The organism is Aeromonas lusitana (assembly GCF_002812985.1).
In the GTDB taxonomy this organism is placed as follows: Bacteria; Pseudomonadota; Gammaproteobacteria; order Enterobacterales; family Aeromonadaceae; genus Aeromonas; species Aeromonas lusitana.
In genome coordinates this window covers 46,487-69,144 of record NZ_PGCP01000034.1, presented here as the reverse complement: position 1 = coordinate 69,144, position 22,658 = coordinate 46,487, and the positions used below count along the sequence as shown (strand labels likewise).

Here is a 22,658-nt window from a genome sequence, read left to right as displayed (position 1 = left end):
CAGGGATCGGGTTGGTCAGAAATGGTCATATGAGAACCTATCGCGCCCTGGAATGATCGCTTTTCAGGCGAGGGTGCGGGTCTCCAGCCGTTGCCCCGCCGGGGAGCAGACAAGGATAGATCCCTGCTCGAACCAGTCTCCCAGCACGATGCGCCGCGCCGCCTTGTTCCCCAGTTTGAAGTCGTGGATGGCAGGCCTGTGGGTGTGGCCGTGGATCAGGACCTGGCAGTCGTGCGCTCGCAGCGCCTCATCCACCGCCGCCGGGGTGACGTCCATGATGAACTGTTGCTTGCTGGCATTCTCCATCTGGCTCTGGCCGCGCATCTTGCAGGCGATGCGCTGGCGACGGGAGAGCGGCAGGCGCAGGAACAACCAGCGCAGCCACTTGAGTTGAGTGATGCGGCGAAACTTCTGGTAATCGACATCCAGGGTACAGAAGAGATCCCCGTGGCTCAGCAGCACCCGCTCCCCGTAGAGATCGATGACGCAAGGATCCCCCAGCAGGGTCATGCCGGCGCGCTTGGCAAATTGTCGGCCCAGCAGAAAATCGCGGTTGCCGTGGATAAAGTAGATGGGTACCCCTTGCTGACTCAGGGCGAGGAAGGCGTCTGCCACCTCGTGGTGGAGCGGGTTGGGATCATCATCCCCCACCCAGAATTCGAACAGATCGCCGAGTACATAGAGGGCGTCGGCGCCGGGGGCATCGTCTTGCAGAAAACGCACCAGAGCGGCCGTCATGTCTGGCCGGGCGGCACTGAGGTGAATGTCACTGATAAAAAGGGTGCTCATGAGATCCTGGGCATCGAGAGAGTGTTCTCAAAACGGGAGTGATGGGTGAGGGGAGCAGCTTGCCAGACGATCGGCGCCAGATCGACCTCTTCCAGGGTCAACAGCGCCAGATAAGGATCGCCGGGGAGGTCCAGCAGTTGGCAGATGGCCGCCTCGCCCTTGAGATTGGCATCGCGGCGAAGGCGCAGCACCGCCTGGTAGAAGTCATGGCCGAAGTGTTCGAGCAGGGTCGCCATCAGGCTGAGGTGGCGCCAGCCGTGAAGCGTCTCTATGGGGGAGGGGGTGACATAGAGCTCAAGGGGCCACTCCTGGCCATCGGGCCCGCGCCTTGTCTGCTCGAGCACCCACACCTCCTTGCTCTGCTCGCTCCCCTGCCAACCCTGGGCACATAGACGGGCGCCGAGGCTTGCGGGATCCGGATGCTGGCAGATGAGGTCGAGATCGCTGCCGGGCTTGTCCAGCCCAATCGCCACCGTGCTCACCAGCGCCATGTCCTGGCACTGGCTTTGAAGCGTATCCCAGACTCCCGACATAAGCAGGGCATGGGCCGAGCGTTGACGCGGGTTGCCATGGGCCAGATAGTCGAGACGGCGCCAGTTCGGGCTTCCACCTGCACCCGATGCCAGTACAGATGGAAAAACTGCGGCCGGGGCCGCAGTTTTGTCAGTGCCTAAGTGGCAGCAATCAGTCAGCAAGGGTCACCTTGGTGATGACGACGTCTTCAACCGGGACATCCTGGTGGATGCGGCCGTAGTTGCCGGTCTTCACACCCTTGATCTTGTTGACCACGTCCATGCCGGCGGTCACTTCACCGAACACGCAGTAGCCAAAGCCCTGAGTGGTGGCGGACTTGAAGTCCAGGAAGTCGTTGTTGTTCACGTTGATGAAGAACTGGGCGCTGGCAGAGTGCGGCTCCATGGTGCGGGCCATGGCGATGGTGCCAATCTTGTTGGACAGGCCGTTGGCCGCTTCGTTCTTGATGGAAGCGCGGGTGTCTTTCTCTTCAAAACCAGGGGCATAGCCGCCACCCTGGATCATGAAGCCGTCGATGACGCGGTGGAAGATGGTGTTGTCGTAGTGACCGTCACGGCAGTATTGCAGGAAGTTGGCCACAGTTTCCGGGGCTTTCTCGGCGTTCAGGGTCAGGGTGATGTCGCCGTGGTTGGTGTGCAGAGTAACCATGATATGTCCTTTCATTGATATGCGAGCACGAGTCGGCTCGCAGCTGTTGCATGGGTTATGGCATAAAGTGGTGGCAATTCTAGCCCATCAAGGCCGCCTGGCATAGGGCGAACGCCATCTGTGGCACGTTTTGCGCCTCGTTTTCTCCACCGGATGCGGTTAGAATGTCAGACCATTTTACTCACAGGCAGTGGTCATAAGATGCTGAAGATCTACAACACACTCACTCGTCAAAAAGAAGAATTCAAACCTATCCACCCGGGCAAGGTGGGCATGTATGTGTGTGGGGTCACCATTTACGATCATTGTCATATCGGCCACGGCCGCACCTTCGTCGCCTTCGACGTGGTGGCCCGTTACCTGCGCTACAGCGGCTATGAGCTGAACTATGTGCGCAACGTCACCGACGTGGACGACAAGATCATCAAGCGCGCCGCCGAGACCCGGGTCACCTGCGACGATCTGACCGAGCGCCTGATCGGCGACATGCACGCCGATTTCGATGCCCTCGGCATGCTGCGCCCGGATATCGAACCCCGCGCCACCCAGCATATCCACGAGATCATCGATCTGGTGGAGACCCTGCTGGCCAAAGAGCACGCCTACGTGGCGGACAACGGTGACGTCATGTTCATCGTCGAGTCCTTCGCCGATTACGGCAAGCTCTCCGGTCAGGATCTGGAGCAGCTGCAGGCCGGCGCCCGGGTCGACGTGGTGGATGCCAAGCGCAACCCGCTGGACTTCGTGTTGTGGAAGATGTCCAAGCCCGGCGAGCCGACCTGGGACAGCCCCTGGGGCCCGGGTCGTCCCGGCTGGCACATCGAGTGCTCCGCCATGAACTCCAAGCACCTTGGCAACCACTTCGACATCCACGGCGGCGGCTCGGATCTGCAGTTCCCGCACCACGAGAACGAGATTGCCCAGTCTTGCTGCGCCCACGGTGGCGACTACGTCAACACCTGGATGCACAGCGGCATGGTGATGGTGGACAAAGAGAAGATGTCCAAGTCCCTTGGCAACTTCTTCACCATCCGCGACGTCCTGGCCCACTACGACGCCGAAACCGTGCGCTACTTCCTGATGTCCGGCCACTATCGCAGCCAGCTCAACTACTCGGAAGATAACCTCAAGCAGGCCCGCACCGCGCTGGAACGCATGTACACCTCCCTGCGCGACCTGCCGGTGGTGCCCGCCGCCGGTGGCGAAGAGCAGCTGGTTCGCTTCAAGGAAGCCATGGACGATGACTTCAACACCCCGGAAGCCTACTCAGCCCTGTTCGATCTGGTGCGCGAGATCAACCGCCAGAAGGCAGAAGATCTGACCGCGGCCGCCGGCCTCGCCGCCCGCCTGCGCGAGCTCGGCGCCGTGCTCGGTATCCTGCAGCAGGATCCGGATGCCTTCCTCAAGGGTGATGAAGCGGACGACGAAGTGGCCGAGATCGAGCAACTGATCGCCCAGCGCAATCAGGCCCGCGCCGACAAGAACTGGGCCGCTGCAGATGCCGCCCGCAACCGTCTCACCGAGATGGGAATCGTGCTGGAAGACAGCGCCGGCAAAACCAGCTGGCGCCGTGCCTAAGGCCGGTGGCTCTGTTAGAGCCAACAGGTTAAGCAAATAAAAAACCGCAGCCCTAGGGTTGCGGTTTTTGTTTGTGGTTTGTGAAGCTTATTTATAAAGTTTTTAACCATCATGCTTAACCACAAAAGAGTTACGTAACTGAAGGTTTAAATCAAATCGCTTTGCTCCAATCTCTAATGCTGCAGCTTCATCCTCAGGAGAGCTGTTGTCGGATACATAATAATATGTATCTAGTGATGACCAAGTTAGTTTTCTCTTATGTTTTTGCAACCAATCAAGCTTACTAGAAAAAAATATAATCTTATTGGAAATATGCATTCTCGCGAAAACAGAAGGCAGAAATTCCTTTTTATCAAAACCTACTATAGGATTTCCAATTGAAAGCAAATTTGGTTTTTCCTGTTGCTTTGCTGACTGCATTTTTTTTACAGATTCATAGAATCCAGATGGTAGAAAACATCCACAGACTAAGCCTTTAGCAGAAAACTCAAAAGCCAGTTTTTTCTCAAAAGCAGTCCCACCTAATAAAACGCTGTATTTTTCCTGAGCACAAAATTCAATGAAATTACGTACAGCGCTAATTTCACTTTCCTTTGGCTTGGTACTACAAATAATTGAAAAATCGTATTTGAATTCTCTTTTATTTTTGGGGTAGTAATATAAATCTTTTCTTGTATAGTTTTGCAACGTTTTAGGATATTCGTTGGTCGCGCACTTTATAACACCGGCTTCCACTGGATTAAGAAGTCTTTCATAATCAGATAATGGTGTTTTGACAAGACCAGCCTTAACTGAATCATAAGGTTCAAATACGTATATTTGTGCAGGTGAATTTTGTAACCTGTCACTAATCATGTTTCGTACTCTATCCCAATCTAATCCACCATGACCACAGCCTAACGCTGGAAGTGTAACCACTTTTCCAATTTTATCCTCTAGGTAAGTAGAAAGCCATTTCAATCCATCATCAATATAATTATATTCAGAGGGATTTTTCCAATGATCCTTTGTGGGGAAATTTATGATCTCGATTTCCTTCGAGATCATGTCTTTTTGAATCCAGACAGAAGGTGAACCAGGCCGAATCGTTCCTGAGCTACATTTTTCGACGTAGTCTTCAAACATTTCTGGAAATCTTTTCTTGAACGCAAGCGCGACCCCCGCACCCATTACACCTACACAGTTAACGGTGTTAACCATAATGTCGGCATCAAACTCGAAAAAATCTCCTGATACAAATTTTATCATGAACCGTTACCTTGCAAATTTTGGAGCGCTTCATTCCTCAGGTTATCAATCCCACCAGAGACTTGCATCAACCAAATATTATTTAAAGAACCAATATCAGCCTTGCTCAAGGCTACCAACATATTGATGTCTTCGGGAGAGGTCACTATATCGAATAACTGACTTTTGTTCCTCCCTTTAGCCACGATTTCACCCAATAAGTCATCATAGGTAACCAGCATCACAATCTTTCGAACTAGATCGGCAGGCAAAACGGGTACATCCTCTGTCAAAATTCGTTTCAACATGGGCAGGGACTTTCTAGGATGCTCTTCATCAGCTTTATTCATGAAGCTATTGGGCCAGTCAGTTTTCGGCCCTTTGCCTATATCATGTAGGTAGGCTGCCATCTCCAAGGCCTCACGATGAGTAGCGTCTAACTGACGATACTCAGGCGAGTTAACAACAAGACTAGCAACACGCCGACTATGAGCACCGACATCTTCACGATGAGGTCCATAATTTGCCCCTAACCCATCAATGCCCTCAAGCTCTTTGATAGCCGAAAAATTTGCACGAACAGCAATTAATGCATGTCCTAGACTCGGAAACTTTGGTACCACTTGCCGTTGGAACGATACAATGTAAGAAACAGTCTCGTCAAAGTGGTGTTTTAAGTAAAAGGGACCCGTGATTAAAGAAGTATTCCAGTTTCCAGGCTTGTAGTAATAATGTTGTAAGTTACCTTCAAAGACATTTGGTGCAGCAATGCCTTTATTTTTAAATATCTGTCTCACAATGTTCGAAAAATCACTGTTCCATGTAACTATATGATTGATTTCTAACAATGAAACATGATCTGGAAGCAAAAGCTCGGCCATTTTTCGATGCTTCTTATCTTCGCCATCATAGCGCCATCCGTTGTGATCTATAGTTTGCCAATCCAACTCATCAAGCTGTTGGGCTTGATTATTGCCAGAATAAAAATTTGGAGGGATGTCAGTATTTGCTGATGCACTCGTAAAATATGCTCCAGGCTTTGTTTCTAGAGATAATATTGAGACTGAAAGGTATATAATAAATTCCTGATCCACGTTTTTTTTATGAAGGACAGCAAGTTGCATTGGCGTTTTCTTGGCGAAATAAAATGGCACATAATCATGTACAAAACGACCATTCGTGTTAGGTACTAGCATTTGTGCTCGACGCCTCTGTATACCTTCCTCCGCAACGTTCACATGGTCTATGCCCCGAGCGATTTTCTGATTAGTTGAAAAAAGCCCATTATCAATTATGGATTCAAGATTCTCTATCGATGTGAAGTGATATACATTACGATATCTGTATTTATCTGGAACTGCCATATATTCGTTCTCCTTTTTATTTTTTCAATAAAAGTTCATAAGATATAATCTTTTTAATCCTGTAGCGAGAGCCATAATCTTATAGCTTTAACTACCTGAGAGAGAGGTGTAGAGCTGTAGGTTTGATTAGCAAAGCGTGATCGGATGTTCGAAAAATAAATTTTTATAACGGCTAAATACTCATTGATAAAGCCATTTACGGGATAGGGATGTGTGCTGCTTGTTGCTGTACTTGCAGTGATTTTTTCATTTATGAAACCATACAGGTTATATCTGTTTCATAAGTGAGATAATTTGCCATCGTCATGGGTAGCGAAGGGTTGGATCAGAGATAACGATCCTCCTAGCCATTGCCCCGAATAGATAGGGATAGGGTGCTGTTAACTGGCCTCAATGCTGTGGGTTGGGTGTTGCCCCCTGTTGTTTGCCGAGGTGAGCCCGTTTGCCCAGGCCGCGAGGCAGGATGCCGAGCGAGCGACGCTGGGCCAGGGATGGCCCATCGGCGCGTGCCGTTGGACAAAGGGGTGAACCGAGGGCACCCGACAAAGGAGGGCGAACAAGTGGGGGAGAAGACTTTTGGTGACTTTGGGTCTTTCCAAAGTCACTCGCCCAGCCGCGCAGCGGCGGCGAAACCCCGTCGAGGACAGCGTCCTCGCATCCTGCATGGCGCAGCCATGCCGATCCTGTTGTCGATCCCGTGTCGTCAGATAAAGACGTTACCCGACCCCTCACCCTAACCCTCTCCCGTAAGGGGAGAGGGGACATCCCTCGCCGAGGCGCGGGATGCCGGGCTGGCATCCGTCAGGGACGCTGCCGCCGGGCGTGTGCTGCCAGAGTGCGTCGTGAGCCGTCATAAAAGAGGGGGCTTGTGGCCGCGTCCCCATCTTACGGAGCCATTTTGGTCTAATCCATGGCTTTGATTAGTTAACTGTCAGAAATGAATGAATTTTTGCGCTGCTTCAAAGTTCCGAGAATGAACCCAAGCGGTGGCCCGAATTTTATCGAGCCAGAGCCTTGCTTGGCTCCGGAGGGGCTTGATCGCCCATGGGCGGGTTGGCTATCGTGGGCGGGTATGACATGCAAGCTGGGAGATAGGCATGGACAAGATATTGCAGGCCCTGTCGGTACAGGTCACGGCAGCGCGGGATTTGGAGAGCCTGACGCGGCCGCTGCTGGAGATGCTCGAAGCGGTGACCGGGCTGGAGTCGACCTATCTCACCGAGATCGATCTGGGGGAGGGCAAGCAGAGCATTCGCTACGCCCGCAACGTGGCTGGATTGCAGATCCCGGAGGGGATCTCGGTGGACTGGAGCGATACCCTGTGCCGGCGCGCCATTGATGAGGGGCGCATGTACACCGACAACGTCGCCGACTGCTGGGGGGATTCCGAGGCGGCCAGTGCGCTCGGCATTCGCACCTACCTGAGCAGCCCGGTGCGCACGCCGTCTGGCTCGCTCTATGGCACCCTGTGCGCCGCCAGCGCCGAGCAGCGGCCCTTCGTGGCGGGCTCGGAGCAGCTCATCGCCTTCTTCGCGCGGCTCATCGCTGAGCACGTGGAGCGCGAGCAGCTGCTGCAGCAGTTGCAGCAGGCGAACCATGAGCTGTCGCGCCAGGCCCTGTGCGATCCCCTGACCGGTCTGCCCAACCGCCGCGCCCTGATGCACGAGCTGGCTCGGCTGTTCCCCTTGTCGGAGCGGGCCGGTCATCCTGTGCTCATCGCCTTTATCGATCTCGACGGTTTCAAGGTCATCAACGACACCCACGGTCACGAGGCGGGGGATCAGCTGCTGAGCTCCCTGGCCCGGCAACTGGGCTCGGCCCTGCGCAGTGGCGATCTGCTGGCGCGGGTGGGGGGCGATGAATTTGTCGCCGTGGGCATGGGCCCCATTCACGGGGAGGAGACGGTGGAGGCGGCGGTGCACAGCTTCCAGCGCCGCCTGTTCGAGCACAGCGTGCTGCAACTGCCGCTCGGCGCCCAGGTGCTGCATTACCCCGGCGCCAGCGTGGGGGTGGTGGCCATCGATCCGGCCTACACCAGTATCGACGATGCCTTGCGCCAGGCCGATGCGCGCATGTACGCGGTCAAGCGCCAGCGCCGCGCCCAGGGGTAAGCCGGGTTGCCGTCACGGGAAGCAGGCTTATCCCCCGGTTGGATTGATTTTGCGCAATATCGCGCCGGCCCACGGGATGCTAGGATGCAGGTCTCTTAATCACAGGCGGCCTTGGCACATGGCAAACGGGTTTATCGGCGCGGTCCGCGCGCTGGCGGCGAAAGCGGCCGATCTGATGGAGTTTCAGCAGCGGATCTGGGTGGTCAGCATCATTCAGGAGGCCTATACCGACACCTTCATCGTCAATGAGGGCAGCTTCGAGGAGCCCATGCAGTGGATGGTGCGCAAGGGCTATGACGGTGACATGCTGCGCCAGGTGAACGAGATGCGACCCTCCCAGGCCATCGAGCTCGACCTGGGGCATATCAGCCACCGGCTGATGCGGGTCAAGTAGATCTGACTATTGCCGAGTAATGTGGTGATATTTTTGCGCTGATTTTTTAGTGTTTTAAGGTGTTTTATATTGCAGATTTAAGTAACAGGGGCCCATCTCGGGCCCCTGTTTCGTTATGAGTTTCGTTATGAGTTTCGTTATGAATTCCGTTATGAAAAGAGTGCGTCGTTTCAGGGGGCGGGGAAGTACTTGGCCTGCAACTGCTGGAATGCGCTGCTGGCCAGCACCTGGGTCAGGCCGTGCTGGAACTCCTTGACCAGGGCATCGTCCACCGGGTGGCTGAAGGCGAAGCAGAACTGCTCCGAGCTCAGCACCCAGCTCGTCTTGAACAGCGCGGGATCCAGCTGTTGGGTGTGAATAAGGTCCTGCATCGTGGTCTTGTTGGTGGAGACGAGATCGACCCGGCCCGAGGTGAGCATGCGCAGGGCCTGGGAAAGGCGGTTGGCGGTCATGATCTTCTGCTCGTCGAAGCCGCTGTTGAGCAAGAGCTGCTCCCCCACGTCGGTGCGCACCGCGCCTATGTTGTACTGCTGGGCCTCCTCCAGGGTGGTGAGCCGAATGTCCCGGGAGGCGAGGCTCATCAGCACGATTTCGGCGTAGCCGATGGGGCAGGCCCACTTGAACAAGGGGCTGCGGGCCTCGGTGCGGGCGGTGGAGAAGAGCACCACGTTGGGTTTTTGGGTCAGCAGATAGTAGCCGCGGGCCCAGGGCAGGATGCTGATGGCTTGCGGCGGCGTGTCGGTCTTTTGCCACACCAGTTGCAGCAGCTCGATGGCGAGGCCGCTGGGCTTGCCATCTTCGCCGGTGAAGTTATAGGGCTTGTACTCCTCGGTGAGGTAATGGAGCTGACCGAGGGCGGGGCTGGCCTGGGTTGCGCCGACGCAGGCGAAGAGCGTCAGCAAGAGTGTGAAAATGCGGGCGGTTAAAAGCGCGGCAAGGCGCGTCGTCATTGGTATCCATCTGCTCATCCCGACCATCCCGAGGCTGTGTGCTCAGCTTCAAGTGTTGCCAAGTCGGGCGGTTTCGCCACCCGCAGCCCGAATGAGGGGCAGGCGATGGCATGGATGAGGGCGGTGAGGTGGGCCTGCGCTCACCGGATGGCGACGACGAGCCGTGATCGTAGCCCGCCGCCTTGCTGGTTTACCAGGCGGCTCTGATCTTGCCGATGGGGTTGAAGTTATCGTCCCGCAGGCCGACCAACAGCGTCTTGCCATCGGCCTGCAGGCGGAACTCGCCGTAGCGGGCCGCCTCGAACTGCTCCCCGGTCCCCTCCTCGAAGAAGTAGGCATCCGGCCCTATCCGCCACAGGCTCTCTTGCTTTCGCACCTGCAGCAGCCGCTGATCCGGCCCGAGCGCCTCCGGGTTGCCATCGCTCACCCAGTGCGCCACCTGCTGCTCATCCAGGCGCACAACCAGGGTATCGAGGGCCGCCGCCTTCTCCTTCTCCAGCCCCACCAGATCGCGGGCCAGCTCATAGTTCAGGCGCATATAGTCCCCCTGCATCAGGGAGCGGGGATCGACCGGTGCCAGGCGCAGCAGCACCACTTCGCCGCTCGCCATGGCGTGCTCGAAGCGCCAGACGGTCAGATTGATGCCGACCAGGATAAGCAGGCCGGTCAGCAGCAGTGAAAGACGCCTCATGAGGAGCTCCTGGTAGTCGAAGTGCGATGAAAAATATCGGGTGTTAGAGCCTTCATGCTTTCTCCCTCGCGCTGAGCAGTTTCAATAACTGCCTGGCGCCGAGCAGCAGGGCGCCCGAGCCCAGCAGGAGCCAGGACTTGACCATCAGGGTGAGCCCCAGATCGTAGTAATAGAGGGAGCCAAAGCCCAGCAGCAGCAGGCCCGCCAGAGCCATCAGCCCGAGACTCCCGCCATAGAAGCCGAGCACCAGCACCAGGGCGCCGGCCCCCATGCCGGGGATGATGGCGCTGATGAGCACCAGCGGCAGGCCGTACAGCAGGGGCAGTTTCAGCTTCACCATGACCCCGAGCAGCAGGGTTGCGCACAGCAGGGGATTGAGCCAGAGCGGCAGGCGGGAGAGGCCGAGCTCGTCGAGCGCGCTGGCGCCACCTTCCCAGAGCGGGTGGTGCAGCCGTCCCAGCACCAGCAGGGAGAGGGCCAGCCCCAGGGTGAGGGACTCATAGAGCTGATGGCGCATGGGCTCCCGCTCGGCCTGCAGCCAGCAAATCGTGAGCGCCGTCATCACCAGCGGCAGGGCCAGCAGTTGCAGGCCGAGGCAAGCCAGTCCAAGCGCGAGCAGGATGGCGGCGGCGAAGCTGTGAAACAGTCGCACCAGCCAGTGATCGAACAGGGCGGCGATGGCTAGGGAGAGCAGACAGAGGCCGAGCCAGAGGAGGGCGGAGTGCAAGTCGACCCTGTCTATCAGGCCATAGAGCAGCCAGGCATCCGCCGCCAGGGCCAGGGCCAGCACGAACTGATCCCCCAGATCGCTGGATTTGGCGCTGCGTCTGGCGCTGCGATTGAGGCCAAGGGCCGCCGCCATCAGTACGCCACCCAGGGCGAGGGCATGGTTGGCCTCCCGGGTGAACTCCTCGAGGGCCATAAACAGGAAGAGCAGCAGGAAGATGGCGGCGAGCCAGCCCACCATGCCGAGCAGGAAGCGGCTCGACCAGTGGGGCTGATCGTCAAGGGGCGCTTCCCCCTCGACCAGGTTGGCGGCCAGCAGCCGCTGCCAGGGGGTCAGTTCAGCCATGGAGCCTCCGTGGTGGCAAAATGGGTGGTCAGGCACGCAGCCGCGGTCAGGCTGGCGGTGTGCGGGCAGAAGGTGAACTCAGACATGCAGCCTCCGCTGTTGTTGCAGCCAGCGGCTGGCCGCGACCGAGAGACCGATGGCGATGAGGCTGAGCAGCAAGAAGCCGTTCATGTCCGGCTCCATCCACTTGCCAAGGGCCGCCAGGATGACGGCGATGAGGCTCAGGCACCCCATGGCCAGGCCGGCGATGAAGCGCCCGTGCCAGCGCAGGTAGGCGGCGACCAGCCAGCCGAGCCAGACGGGCCAGACCCAGGGGGCGGCGGCATCGAACAGGGCCAGCAGAGCCAGCAGGGTGACGCCGAGCCCGGCGGCGAGCCCCGCCAGCCAGGAGGGCATCAGCCTGGCGCGGGCGGGCACCAGGATGAGGACGCCCCAGAGGACGAAGTTGAACAGGGAGAGGCTCCAGGCGAGGGCCTGCTCGTCGAAGGCGAAGAAGAAATCGAACAGGCCGAGTCGCCAGTAGAGCACCAGGGCCAACTGGCCGAGCAGCCAGCTCAAGGTCCAGAGCAAGGGGCTCATGCCGAGCGCCGCCAGAGGCACCAGCAGCAGGGCCCAGGTGGCGAACAGCTGCCAGGGATCGGCGCCGGTCTGGTAGGTCTGGCCCACCAGGGCCAGCAGGGCGCCGATGTTGAGGGCAATGGCCAGCAGCAGGGCCTGGCGCGGGCCGTCCGTCATGGGCCGCTTCCACAGCAGCACCAGCATGGCGAGCAGGGGCAGCTCCAGCAGGGCGAGGCGTGACAGGCGGCCGAGCTCCTGCCAGTTGAAGGCGACGAAGAACACCAGGCCGGCGCCCAGACACAGGCTGCCAAGCCAGAGCAGCAGTCTGTCGAACAACCACTGCCAGCGCGGCTCGGCAGGGGGCAGGTTCAGCTGGGCGAGGGCGGCTGGCAGTCGCTCCGGCGCGAGGCGGCCGCGTCTGACCCAGTCGAGCAGTGTCTGTCTTGAGGTGTGGTGCATGGCAAGGCTCCCAAGTGCCTGTCTGTCCTTGTGTTTGTCGCATTATGGCACGGCGCGCTGCGCCGGGGCAGGCCCCGCCTGAGTGGGTGCGACAAGGCTGATGTTCGCCAGAAGGGCGGGGCGCCTTTCGGGCATGAAAAAGCCCCGATCCGAAATCGGGGCTTGCTGAGGCTGGCGCTCTGGTGAGGTAAGTCAGTGCTCACGCTGACCTCCCCGCCTTATGGGGCCAATCAGACGAAGATAAGGGTGCTGACCCCGAGCCCGACGAACAGGATGGCGCAGGCGATGCGGATCCCCCTGAGGGGCAGCTTGTCGGCGCCGAGCTTGCCGAGCAGCACCACGGGCACGTTCGCCAGCATCATGCCGAGGGTGGTGCCGGCGATGACCTGAGTGAGGGAGTCGTACTTGGCCGCCAGCAGCACGGTCGCTATCTGGGTCTTGTCGCCAATCTCGGCGATGAAGAAGAGCACGAAAGTGGCCATAAAGGGGCCGTATTTGTCGAGGGAGCTCTCCTCGTCGTCCATCTTGTCCGGCACCAGGATCCAGAGTGCCATGGCGATGAAGGCCGCGGCCACCAGGTAGGTCATGATCTTGGGATCGAGCCAGTTGCTGATGAATCCGCCGAGCCAGGCGGCGCCGGCGTGGTTGAGCAGGGTCGCCGCCAGCATGCCGGCTATGATGGGCCAGGGCTTGCGAAAACGACAGATGAGGAGCAACGCCAGCAGCTGTGTCTTGTCGCCAATTTCGGCGATAGCCACGCTCAGGGTTGAGGTTAACAAGGCTTCCATAAAAAATAACCGGGGGACGGAATTGTTATACCTGAGACAAGCCTGCGCCATCCGTCCCCGGTATTGGCACTGGCCCGTCAAAGGTCTTGTCAAATCCGGCATTGCCCGGATCATCCTGACCATGGTGAGTTGGCACCAAGTGTGTTGATCAGGATCGCGCGTCGGCTTTGGCTAACAGCTAAACCGGTGGCGAGACTACTCCCCCTCGATGGGAGCGGGCATTCTAGGGAAAAAGTTGGAACGAGACAAGGCTATTAGCCACCCACCAGCTTGACGGAAAAGCCGGCCCTCTCCAGTTCGGCCTTGATCAGCTCCCGTTTGTCACCCTGGATCTCGATGATACCCTCCTTCAGGCCACCGCCGGTGCCGCACTTCTTCTTGAGCAAGGTGGCGATGGTTTTCTGCTGATCGACCGGCACGCCATGGATGCTGATGACCCCGGCGCCCTTGCGCCCCTTGGTCTCGCGGCGGATGCGCACCACCCCGTCGGTGGGGAAGGGAGAGGCGGATTGGGGCGTGGAGGCTTCCTTGATCATGCCGCCGTCCGTGCTGTAAACCAGGCGGCTGTTGTTGTCTGGAGTCATGACTGTTCTTTGTGACTTAGCTGATGGGAGTTTGATTTTACGCAAATAAATGTTGGGGGCACAGCTTATAATTCCCGGACTAAAAGCGAATTATTCTTGTTTATCATCAGGAGTCCGTCATGGTACTCACGCAGTTGTCGCCGGGGCAGAGTGCCCGCATCAAGAACATGAACCAGCTGACGCGCCCGCTGCGCCGCAAGTTGATGGTCATGGGCTTGTTGCCTCAGACCGAAGTCATTTTCCTACGCGCGGCGCCCCTTGGCGATCCGCTTCAGATCCAGTGCCAGGGCATCTGTCTCTCCATGCAAAAGAGCTTGGCGCAGCAAATCGAGGTCGAGCCGGTATGAACCCACTTGTAGCAAAAGAGGCTGGTTCAACCTATCGAGGCGGAAACACCATGAGCCACTCCCAGCAAAAGAGCCTGAATCATCGAGTCGAGGTGGAACCGGTATGAGTTACAACCTGGTCACCGTCGGCAATCCCAATAGCGGCAAGACGTCTTTATTCAACGCCCTGACCGGTGCCCGCCAGCAGGTGGGCAACTGGAGCGGGGTCACGGTCGACAAGAAGATGGGTGAGTTCTCCGCAGGCGATCACGACTATCAGCTGATGGACCTGCCCGGCATCTATGCCCTCGCCAATCAGGAGGCGAGCCTCGACGAGCAGATCGCCAGCCGCTTCGTGGAAGGCGAGCAGCCGGACTTGCTGCTCAACGTCATCGATGCCGCCAATCTGGAGCGCTCCCTCTACCTCACCCTGCAACTGCGGGAGCTGGGCCTGCCCATGGTGGTGGTGCTCAACAAGATGGATCTGCTGCAAAAGCGCCGCATCACCATAGATGAATCCCTGCTGAGCGAGGCGCTCGGTTGCCCCGTGGTGTCGCTCTCAGCCCACAACCGCCAGCAGGTGGCGGCCTTCAAGGGGCAGATCCACCAGTTTATCGGCCAGTCTCAGCCCGCCCTGGTGCTCGACTACGGTCAGCCGCTGGAAGCCGACATCGCCGAGCTCCAGACCCTGCTCGCCCCCCATCATCTCAATGCCCGTGGCCGCGCCCTGCGCCTGCTGGAAGAAGATGATGCCATGCAGGAGACGGTGCAGGCGGGCCAGCAGGCCGCCGTCAGCAACGTGGTCAGCCGGGCGCATCGCAGTCAGGACATAGACCTGCAACTGGCGGACCTGCGCTACGGTCACATCCATCACTGGGCCCAGCAGGCATGCCAGCAGAAGGGTAAGCTCACCATCGCCCAGAGCGAGTGGCTGGACAAGGCGCTGCTCAACCGCTGGGTGGGCATCCCCTTCTTCCTGCTGGTGATGTACCTGATGTTCATGTTTGCCATCAATGTGGGCAGCGCCTTCATCGATTTCTTCGACATCATGGGGGCGGCCCTGTTTGTGGATGGGGTGCACCATCTGCTCGGCCTGATCGGTGCCCCCGCCTGGTTGGATGCCGTGCTGGCGGATGGCATAGGCGCCGGTCTGCAGACGGTGGCGACCTTCATCCCGGTAGTGGGCTGCCTGTTCCTGTTCCTCGCCGTGCTGGAGAGCTCGGGCTATCTCGCCCGCGCCGCCTTCGTGGTGGATGCCCTGATGCGCCGCCTCGGCCTGCCTGGCAAGGCCTTCGTGCCCATGCTGATGGGCTTTGGCTGCACAGTGCCGGCCGTCATGGCGACCCGCACCCTCAACTCCGAGCGCGAGCGGCTGATGACCTCGGCCATGGCCCCCTTCATGTCCTGCGGTGCCCGCCTGCCTGTCTATGCCCTGTTCGCGGTGGCCTTCTTCCCGGAGTCCGGTCAGAACCTGGTATTCGGCCTCTACCTCATCGGCATACTGGCGGCCGTGCTCACCGGCCTCTTCCTGCGCAGCACCCTGCTGCCGGGTAAGAGCGACTCCATGGTGATGGAGATGCCGGACTACGAGTGGCCCCGTCCGGTGGACGTGGGACTGCGTACCTGGCAAAAGCTCAAGGCCTTCATCTTCGGCGCGGGCAAGACAATCGTGCTGATGGTGGCGGTGCTGAGCGTGCTCAATTCCCTGGGCACAGACGGCAGCTTCGGCAACCAGGACAAGGAGAATTCCGTGCTGAGCAAGCTCAGCCAGACGGTGACGCCTGTGCTGCACCCCATCGGTGTGCGGGAAGAGAACTGGCAGGCGACCGTGGGTATCCTCACCGGTATCTTCGCCAAGGAGGCCGTGGTGGCCACCCTCAACAGCCTGTATGCCGGCAGCACTGGGGATGATGAGGAGAGTGAATACTCCCTGCTCGGCAGCCTGCAGGAGGCGCTCGCCACCATTCCCGCGAACCTCGCCGGTATCGATCCGACCGACCCCATGGGGATCAAGGTCGGGGATCTGGAAGATCAGCAGGTCGCAGCCGAGGAGCAGGAGGTGGATACCTCCACCTACGGCAACATGCAGACCCATTTCGACGGGGTCGCCGGTGCCTTCGCCTACCTGTTGTTCGTGCTGCTCTACATGCCCTGCGCCGCCGCCATGGGCGCCCTGGTGCGGGAGACCGGCCGCCAGTGGGCCCTGTTCACCGCCGCCTGGTGCAACTACATGGCCTTCATGTGTGCCACTGTCTTCTATCAGGGGGCGACCTTTGCCGCGCACCCCGAGCAGAGCCTGTTGTGGATTGCCTTCTATGGCCTGTCCCTGATGCTGCTGTGGTGGCTCGGTCGTCGCCACGGTGACATCGCGGGTCGCAAGGTGGTGGCCCTGTGATGAAAGAGGAGGTCAACCCATGATCCTGCGAGAGCTGGGAACTTACCTTGCCGCGCAGCAGAAGGTGAGCCGGAAGGATCTGGCCCGCCACTTCCACACCTCGGAAGATGCGGTGGAGGCCATGCTCGGCGTCTGGATGCGCAAGGGGCGCGTCGCCAAGCGGGAGACTCAGGTGTGCGGCGGCAGTTGCTGCGGCAAGAGTCAGGAGGTGATGTTCGAGTGGTGTGAGCCCGGTCAGATTGGGCTGATACAAAAGAGCTGAGCTTACCCTCATCCCATCAAAAAGAACCCGCCGCTGGCGGGTTCTTTGTCATCTGTGCCTTGGCGCGTGAGTGGCCAGGGCTTATGTCAGATTGGCCAGCATCTCCTTGGTGACCAGCACAGTGCCTTGCAGAGTGCGATGGAAACGGCGGGCGTCTTCATCGGCGTTCTCCCCGATCACCATGCCCTCCGGCAGCTGGCAGCCCTTGTCGATGATGACGCGGCGCAGCCGGCAACCAGGGCCAATTTCCACCTGCGGGAAGACCACCGCCTGATCCAGGGTGCAGAAGGAGCCGACCCGGACGTTCGGAAACAGCACCGAACTGGTGATGAAGGAGCCGTTGACTATGGTGCCGCCGGCGAACATGGAGTTGATGGCAAGGCCGTGCTGGCCGTTGTCGTCCTGCACGAACTTGGCGGGGGGGATCATCTTCTGGCTGGTCCAGATGGGCCAATCCTGATCGTAGATATCGAGCTCGGGGGTGACTGAGGTGAGATCCATGTTGGCCTCCCACAGGGAGTCTACGGTACCCACATCGCGCCAGTAGGGGCGTGTCTGCTGGCAACTGCCGACGCAGGAGAGGCCGAATGGATGGGCATAGGCGGTTCCCTCTCTGACCACCCGCGGGATCACGTCCATGCCAAAGTCGTGATGGGACTCTTCATTGGCGAGATCCTCTTCCAGCAGCTGATAGAGGTATTCGGCCTCGAAGATATAGATCCCCATGGAGGCCAGCGCAGTGTCGGGCTTGCCGGGCATGGCGGGCGGATCGCTTGGCTTCTCGACGAAGTTGTGGATCTTGCGATCCTCATCGATGGCCATCACGCCAAAGGCGCTCGCCTCATTACGTGGCACCTCGATGCAGGCCACCGTCACCTTGGCGCCCAGTTTGACGTGATCCAGCAGCATGGCGGCGTAGTCCATCTTGTAGATGTGATCGCCCGCCAGCACTACCACGTATTTGGGGGCGTGCTCGCGAATGATATCCAGGTTCTGGTACACCGCATCGGCGGTGCCACGGTACCAGCTGACTTCATCCACCCGCTGCTGGGCGGGGAGCAGCTCGACGAACTCGTTCATCTGGTAGCGCAGGAAAGACCAGCCCGATTGCAGGTGGCGCAGCAGACTGTGGGACTTGTATTGGGTCACCACACCCACTCGGCGAAGGCCGGAGTTGATGCAGTTGGAGAGGACGAAGTCGATGATGCGGAATTTACCGCCGAAGTGGACCGCGGGTTTTGCTCTGTGATCCGTCAGCTGCTGCAGACGGCTGCCTCGGCCTCCGGCAAGCACCAAAGCCATGGTCTCGTTCAGCAACTGTCTTGCCTTCGCCGTACTGGTAGGTTGTAACAACATTTAACCCCCCTTTTTTTGTTGATTCATCGACATGGTGTCCCATTTGGGGATTGGCAACTTTGTTTTCAATCAGGATTTTGGGTCGAGGGGGCAATTAATTGATGGATGTGTCACTTGAGTGGTCGGCGGGGCGTGCGTCGCTCAATGATGGCTGGATGTCATCTTGAGGAGCGGGGGAGGGGAAAGGTGACAGGGATTGTACTCACCCCCGCCGAGGCGGGGGTGAGTGCTTGATAACGGGAAGAGGGCTAGAGCAGGTCGGGATTGTCATCCTTGGTGGGCTCCAGGCTCCAGCCGCTGGCATCCGCGCTGTTGGAGAGCAGCCCCTTCTCCCGCCACAGCTTGATCTTAAGGCGCAGGTTGTTCTGGGAGTCGGCGTTTTTCACCGCCTCCTCCTCGTCTATCACCCCTTCCACCACCAGATCGTAAAGGGTGCCGTCGAAGGTGACCATGCCAAGGGCCTTGGATTTCTCCATGATCTCCTTGAGGCTGCCAAACTCGCCGCGCTTGATGAGATCGCGAATGGTGTGGGTGCCGAGCATGATCTCCACCGCCGCCCGCCGCCCGCCGTCAGTGGTCTTCACCAGCCGCTGGGAGACGAAGGCCTGCAGGTTGTTGCCCAGATCGTTGAGCAGCTGGGGGCGGCGCTCCTCGGGGAAGAAGTTGATGATGCGATCCAGCGCCTGGTTGGCGTTGTTGGCGTGCAGGGTGGAGATGGCCAGATGCCCGGTTTCCGAGAAGGCCAGGGCATGCTCCATGGTCTCACGGTCGCGAATTTCACCGATGAGGATCACGTCCGGCGCCTGGCGCAGGGTGTTTTTCAGCGCCGCGTGGAAGCTGCGGGTATCCACCCCCACCTCCCGCTGGTTGATGATGCTCTTGCGGTGGCGATGGACGAACTCCACCGGATCCTCGATGGTGATGATGTGGCCGCCACTGTTGCGGTTGCGGTGATCGATAAGGGCCGCCAGAGAAGTCGATTTGCCCGATCCCGTGCCGCCGACGAACAGCACCAGCCCACGCTTCTCCATGATGGTGTCGAGCAGCACGGGGGGGAGTTTGAGGTCCTCGAAGCGGGGGATCTCGGTCTTGATGTTGCGCGCCACCAGGGAGACCTCGTTGCGCTGCTTGAAGATGTTGACCCGAAAGCGACCGATCTGGGGCAGGGAGATGGCGAGGTTCATCTCCAGCTCCTTCTCGAACTGCTGCTTCTGTTCAAGGTCCATGATGCCGTCGGCGATCCTGGCCACCTCACCCGGTTCGAGCGGGGTGTCGCTCAGGGCCCGCAGGGCGCCGTTGAACTTGGCGCAGGGGGGCGCGCCTGTGGAGAGATAGAGGTCGGAGCCATCCTGTTTGGCCAACGTCTGTAGCATGTCTCGCAATTCCATGTGTTGCCTCGCCACATCAAAAAGATGTGCTGGTAAAAGATGTGGTTGAGTGTATCTCGTCAGATGCCGGTGAGTTTCTCGCGAAACACAAAAAACACCGCCCCCAGGATACACAGACCGGCCCAGAGGTAGTCCCACTTCAGATCTTCTTTCAGATAGAAGATGGAGAAGGGCACGAACACCGTCAGGGTGATGACTTCTTGCAGGATCTTGAGCTGACCCACCGACAGCACTGTATGGCCGATGCGGTTGGCGGGCACCTGCAACAGATATTCGAACAGGGCTATGCCCCAGCTTATCAGGGCGGCGATGATCCAGGGCTTGTGGTTCATGCTCTTGAGATGGGCATACCAGGCGAAGGTCATGAAGACGTTGCTGCAGATGAGCAGGCCTATGCTGGTGACGATAGGGTTCATTAGGTTCTCCTTTAAAATCAATCGCATTTTATCTCGACTGCATGGGTTTTCATAAGTGGGGCTTAGGGGTATTTTTACCCCACAAGGATGAAGCAACATAAGGCTGGAATGGATGGGCAAGACAAGCGGAGTGCTTGGTCTGTTGTTTGCCTGCATGGCGCCCGTTAGCTCGATGGCGAACGGAACGCCGACCCTGACGGTGGTCACCGATGTCTGGCCACCGTTTCGCATGCTGGCGCAGGATAATCAGTTTTACGGTCTGGATATCGACATCTTGCGCCGCTTGCAGGCCCGCAGCGGCATTCAGCTGGAACTCAAGCAGGTGCCATGGGGGCGGGCACTCAAGCAGATGCAGACCGGCCAGGCCGATCTCATGATAGGGCTGGCCAAAACCCCGGAGCGCGCGGCCTTCGTCGATTATCTGCAACCCGCCTACTACCAGTGTCGGCCCGCGTTTTATGGCAAGCCTGCGGCCGTTGCCGCCCTGCATCGCTATGAGGATCTCAAGGGCAAGGAGGTGGGTTTCGTGCTCAACTCGGCCTATTTCGCCCCCTTCGACGACGACAACCAGATCGACAAGCACGGGGTGCCCACCGAAGATCAGCTGCAGCGCATGGTGGAGCGCGGCCACCTGCCGCTGATGATAGGCACCGACTGCCAGGTGGATTACGCCCTCAGCCAGCGCAACGCCGCGGGCCTGGTCAAGGCGGACTATCGCCCGCCGCACCCAGTGGTGCTCTATCTTGGCATGAGCAAGCGCTCACCTCACCTGCGTCTGGGGCCCGCCCTGGCGCAGGCGCTGCAAGAGATGGTGGAAAGCGGCGAGGTCGAGACCCTGGCCCAGCCCTACCATCCTTGACCTTGGGTGGTAACGCGCTGTTATCATGCAGCTTTGTGGCTGCCTTCAGGCATGGGGGCGGCACTTGTCTCATTTCGGGGATCCCGCGTGTATCTCGCTCTCATCCATCGCCAACAGCGCTGGCAGCGCTACTGGCTGCTCGGCCTGTCGCTCTTGACCCTCTCCCTGTTCCTGCTCTCCCTTGCCTGGGGGGAATTTTTGTTGCTGCCCTGGCACCCCTTGGGGGAGCTGGAGCGGCACATCTTGCTGGAGCTGCGCCTGCCCCGCGCCCTGCTGGCCTTGCTGGCGGGGGCTGCGCTCGCCTGTGGCGGCGCCGTGCTGCAGGTGATGCTGCACAACCCGGTGGCCGAACCCGGCCTGCTCGGCGTCTCGAGTGGCGCCGGCCTCGCCGCCATGGTGGCGATGGCGGTGGCCAAATCCCTCGGGGTCTATCTGCCGGGCTGGGGCCTGTCTCTTGCGGCCTTCGGCGGCGCCCTGCTGGTGACCATGCTGCTGATCCGGCTGGCGCGCCGGGCCCGGCTCGGCCACGCCCGGCTGCTGCTGTTCGGGGTCGCCATCGGCATCCTCGCCAACGCCGCCATGACCTGGCTGATGTATTTCGCCGATGACGCCTCCTTGCGCGAATTCATGTTCTGGATGATGGGCAGCCTCTCCTATGGCAGTCAGCAACTCGCCTGGTGGTGGCTGGTGCTGCCGCTGACCCTGGGCTGGCTTGGCTTGCAGGGGCGGGCCCTGCAACAGCTGTTGCTGGGGGAGACCCAGGCCCGGTTGATGGGGCTGGATGTGGACAGGGTGCGGGTGCAACTGGTGATGGCGGTCTGTCTGCTCACCGGGATTGCGGTCGCCCTGTGCGGTGTCATCGGTTTCGTCGGCCTGGTGGTGCCCCATCTGCTGCGCCTGTGTGGCGGCAGCGATCAGCGCTTCCTGCTGCCCGCCTCGGCGCTTGGCGGCGGCGCCCTGCTGCTGGGGGCCGATCTCATCGCCCGCTCGGCCCTGAGCGCTGGCGAGCTGCCCATCGGCGTCATCACCGCTTCGGTCGGGGCGCCGCTCTTTATCTACCTGCTGTTGAGGCAAGACGCCAATGCCACTGCATGATCATCAAGTTCCCCTCATAGAGGCTCGCGGGCTGGCCGTTCCCGAGCGGTTGGCGCCGCTGAGTCTCGCCTGGGGCGGTGGCAAGCTGGTGGCCCTGCTCGGCCCCAACGGCAGTGGCAAGTCGACCCTGCTCGGCGCCCTGGCTGGCATCCTGCCTGGGCAGGGAGATGTGCTGCTGGAAGGGCAATCCATCTTGCAGATGAGCTGGTCTGAGCTCGCCCAGCAGCGCGCCATGCTGCCACAGCGCCAGCCTCAGCTGTTTCATATTCCGGTGTTTCAGGTACTGAGCCTGGGACTGGATGAGACGGCCGAGCCCGCCCTGCGCAATCAGGCGGTGGCCGAGCTGTGCGCCGCGCTGGAGCTCGATGCCTTGCTGGCACGGGACTTCAGTCGCCTCTCCGGCGGCGAGCAGCAGCGGGTGCTGATCGCCCGTACCCTGCTGCAGATCTGGCCCGGTCTCAATTCGGCGGGGCGGGTGTTGCTGCTGGACGAGCCCCTGGCTGGGCTGGACTTGCATCATCAGCTGGCCCTGCTGCGGCTCTTGAAGAGCCTCTCCCGGCAGGGACTGCTGGTGGTGCTGGCCATCCATGACATCAACCTGGCCATCGACTGGGCGGATCGCATCCTCTGTCTGCAACAGGGTCAGCTGGTGGGCGAGGGGGGCGTCGATATCATCGATCAGGCGCTGCTGGAGCGGGTGTTCCAGATAAGGACGGATCGCATCGAAGCGGGCGGCCGGGTCTGGTTTATGCCGAGCCTGTAGGCGTAGTGTCGAAGTATGCCTGCGAGCAACTTACGTCTACTGGCGAATGTA

23 protein-coding genes are annotated in these 22,658 nt (G+C 59.5%); 9 read left to right on the top strand and 14 right to left on the bottom strand.

The features are described from left to right. Positions 1 to 63: 63 nt before the first annotated feature. The 3 genes from lpxH to CUC44_RS17355 are packed head-to-tail and all read right to left on the bottom strand — an operon-like array spanning position 64 to position 1,971. Positions 64 to 789, bottom strand: coding sequence for a UDP-2,3-diacylglucosamine diphosphatase (lpxH, locus tag CUC44_RS17365; protein WP_100861133.1), 726 nt, complete (start codon positions 787 to 789; stop codon positions 64 to 66). Then, a complete protein-coding gene (locus tag CUC44_RS17360; RefSeq protein WP_100861132.1) occupies positions 786 to 1,484 on the bottom strand; it encodes a DUF4269 domain-containing protein in 699 nt (232 codons plus the stop codon). The genes lpxH and CUC44_RS17360 overlap by 4 nt, the downstream gene beginning before the upstream one ends. Continuing rightward, positions 1,474 to 1,971: a peptidylprolyl isomerase gene (locus tag CUC44_RS17355; RefSeq protein WP_100861131.1), complete on the bottom strand. Its 498-nt coding sequence runs from the start codon at positions 1,969 to 1,971 to the stop codon at positions 1,474 to 1,476. Before CUC44_RS17355 ends, CUC44_RS17360 begins: the two co-directional genes overlap by 11 nt. 201 nt (positions 1,972 to 2,172) lie before the next feature. Between CUC44_RS17355 and cysS the strand changes: the two genes are divergently transcribed. Beyond that, positions 2,173 to 3,549 (top strand): cysteine--tRNA ligase, encoded by a 1,377-nt coding sequence (cysS, locus tag CUC44_RS17350; protein WP_100861130.1) that lies wholly within the window; start codon positions 2,173 to 2,175, stop codon positions 3,547 to 3,549. Between the two features lie 102 nt (positions 3,550 to 3,651). Here the strand turns inward: cysS and CUC44_RS17345 are convergent, their stop codons facing one another. Both CUC44_RS17345 and CUC44_RS17340 read right to left on the bottom strand, forming a co-directional pair. After that, on the bottom strand, positions 3,652 to 4,797 hold the full coding sequence (locus tag CUC44_RS17345; protein ID WP_100861129.1) for a macro domain-containing protein: 1,146 nt from the start codon (positions 4,795 to 4,797) through the stop codon (positions 3,652 to 3,654). Continuing rightward, positions 4,794 to 6,140: a DarT ssDNA thymidine ADP-ribosyltransferase family protein gene (locus CUC44_RS17340; RefSeq protein WP_100861128.1), complete on the bottom strand. Its 1,347-nt coding sequence runs from the start codon at positions 6,138 to 6,140 to the stop codon at positions 4,794 to 4,796. Before CUC44_RS17340 ends, CUC44_RS17345 begins: the two co-directional genes overlap by 4 nt. A 1,097-nt stretch (positions 6,141 to 7,237) precedes the next feature. Here CUC44_RS17340 and CUC44_RS17335 point away from each other — a divergent pair. Together CUC44_RS17335 and CUC44_RS17330 are read left to right on the top strand one after the other, a co-directional pair. Then, complete coding sequence (locus tag CUC44_RS17335; RefSeq protein ID WP_100861127.1) at positions 7,238 to 8,251, top strand: sensor domain-containing diguanylate cyclase; 1,014 nt, start codon at positions 7,238 to 7,240, stop codon at positions 8,249 to 8,251. 118 nt (positions 8,252 to 8,369) lie between these two features. Continuing rightward, positions 8,370 to 8,645 (top strand): hypothetical protein, encoded by a 276-nt coding sequence (locus CUC44_RS17330; RefSeq protein WP_100861126.1) that lies wholly within the window; start codon positions 8,370 to 8,372, stop codon positions 8,643 to 8,645. Between the two features lie 170 nt (positions 8,646 to 8,815). Here the strand turns inward: CUC44_RS17330 and CUC44_RS17325 are convergent, their stop codons facing one another. From CUC44_RS17325 to CUC44_RS17300, 6 genes are all read right to left on the bottom strand, one after another. Then, the gene (locus tag CUC44_RS17325; RefSeq protein ID WP_100861125.1) at positions 8,816 to 9,595 is read right to left on the bottom strand and encodes a substrate-binding periplasmic protein; all 780 of its coding nucleotides are present in this window, start codon (positions 9,593 to 9,595) and stop codon (positions 8,816 to 8,818) included. Between the two features lie 190 nt (positions 9,596 to 9,785). Further along, positions 9,786 to 10,286: a GDYXXLXY domain-containing protein gene (locus CUC44_RS17320; protein ID WP_100861124.1), complete on the bottom strand. Its 501-nt coding sequence runs from the start codon at positions 10,284 to 10,286 to the stop codon at positions 9,786 to 9,788. A 52-nt stretch (positions 10,287 to 10,338) separates the two neighbouring features. After that, on the bottom strand, positions 10,339 to 11,358 hold the full coding sequence (locus CUC44_RS17315; protein ID WP_100861123.1) for a DUF4401 domain-containing protein: 1,020 nt from the start codon (positions 11,356 to 11,358) through the stop codon (positions 10,339 to 10,341). A 78-nt stretch (positions 11,359 to 11,436) separates the two neighbouring features. Next, positions 11,437 to 12,375 carry a DUF2157 domain-containing protein gene (locus tag CUC44_RS17310; RefSeq protein ID WP_100861122.1) on the bottom strand — a complete coding sequence of 313 codons (939 nt, stop codon included), beginning with the start codon at positions 12,373 to 12,375 and terminating at the stop codon, positions 11,437 to 11,439. A gap of 230 nt (positions 12,376 to 12,605) precedes the next feature. After that, entirely contained in the window at positions 12,606 to 13,163 is a 558-nt protein-coding gene (locus tag CUC44_RS17305; RefSeq protein ID WP_100861121.1) for a TMEM165/GDT1 family protein, read from the bottom strand. Positions 13,164 to 13,417: 254 nt separating this feature from the next. Next, positions 13,418 to 13,747: a translation initiation factor gene (locus CUC44_RS17300; RefSeq protein WP_100861120.1), complete on the bottom strand. Its 330-nt coding sequence runs from the start codon at positions 13,745 to 13,747 to the stop codon at positions 13,418 to 13,420. Positions 13,748 to 13,866: 119 nt separating this feature from the next. Between CUC44_RS17300 and CUC44_RS17295 the strand changes: the two genes are divergently transcribed. From CUC44_RS17295 to CUC44_RS17285, 3 genes are all read left to right on the top strand, one after another. Beyond that, complete coding sequence (locus CUC44_RS17295; protein WP_100861119.1) at positions 13,867 to 14,094, top strand: FeoA family protein; 228 nt, start codon at positions 13,867 to 13,869, stop codon at positions 14,092 to 14,094. A 103-nt stretch (positions 14,095 to 14,197) separates the two neighbouring features. Continuing rightward, positions 14,198 to 16,468, top strand: coding sequence for a Fe(2+) transporter permease subunit FeoB (gene feoB / locus CUC44_RS17290; protein WP_100861118.1), 2,271 nt, complete (start codon positions 14,198 to 14,200; stop codon positions 16,466 to 16,468). A 19-nt stretch (positions 16,469 to 16,487) separates the two neighbouring features. Further along, positions 16,488 to 16,730 carry a FeoC-like transcriptional regulator gene (locus CUC44_RS17285; protein WP_100861117.1) on the top strand — a complete coding sequence of 81 codons (243 nt, stop codon included), beginning with the start codon at positions 16,488 to 16,490 and terminating at the stop codon, positions 16,728 to 16,730. An 81-nt stretch (positions 16,731 to 16,811) separates the two neighbouring features. On the opposite strand, the gene glgC is transcribed toward CUC44_RS17285, so the two are convergent. The 3 genes from glgC to CUC44_RS17270 form a co-directional block, all read right to left on the bottom strand. Next, positions 16,812 to 18,086 carry a glucose-1-phosphate adenylyltransferase gene (gene glgC, locus CUC44_RS17280; RefSeq protein WP_100861116.1) on the bottom strand — a complete coding sequence of 425 codons (1,275 nt, stop codon included), beginning with the start codon at positions 18,084 to 18,086 and terminating at the stop codon, positions 16,812 to 16,814. A gap of 248 nt (positions 18,087 to 18,334) precedes the next feature. After that, complete coding sequence (gene tapW / locus CUC44_RS17275) at positions 18,335 to 19,474, bottom strand: type IVa pilus ATPase TapW (RefSeq protein WP_100861115.1); 1,140 nt, start codon at positions 19,472 to 19,474, stop codon at positions 18,335 to 18,337. Between the two features lie 59 nt (positions 19,475 to 19,533). Further along, a complete protein-coding gene (locus CUC44_RS17270) occupies positions 19,534 to 19,890 on the bottom strand; it encodes a DMT family protein (RefSeq protein WP_100861114.1) in 357 nt (118 codons plus the stop codon). A gap of 112 nt (positions 19,891 to 20,002) precedes the next feature. On the opposite strand from CUC44_RS17270, the gene CUC44_RS17265 reads away from it, so the two are divergent. From CUC44_RS17265 to CUC44_RS17255, 3 genes are all read left to right on the top strand, one after another. Then, the gene (locus tag CUC44_RS17265) at positions 20,003 to 20,749 is read left to right on the top strand and encodes a substrate-binding periplasmic protein (RefSeq protein WP_100861113.1); all 747 of its coding nucleotides are present in this window, start codon (positions 20,003 to 20,005) and stop codon (positions 20,747 to 20,749) included. 87 nt (positions 20,750 to 20,836) lie between these two features. Further along, positions 20,837 to 21,844, top strand: coding sequence for a vitamin B12 ABC transporter permease BtuC (btuC, locus tag CUC44_RS17260; RefSeq protein ID WP_100861112.1), 1,008 nt, complete (start codon positions 20,837 to 20,839; stop codon positions 21,842 to 21,844). Continuing rightward, positions 21,831 to 22,607 (top strand): ATP-binding cassette domain-containing protein, encoded by a 777-nt coding sequence (locus tag CUC44_RS17255; protein WP_100861111.1) that lies wholly within the window; start codon positions 21,831 to 21,833, stop codon positions 22,605 to 22,607. The genes btuC and CUC44_RS17255 overlap by 14 nt, the downstream gene beginning before the upstream one ends. Positions 22,608 to 22,658: the final 51 nt, after the last annotated feature.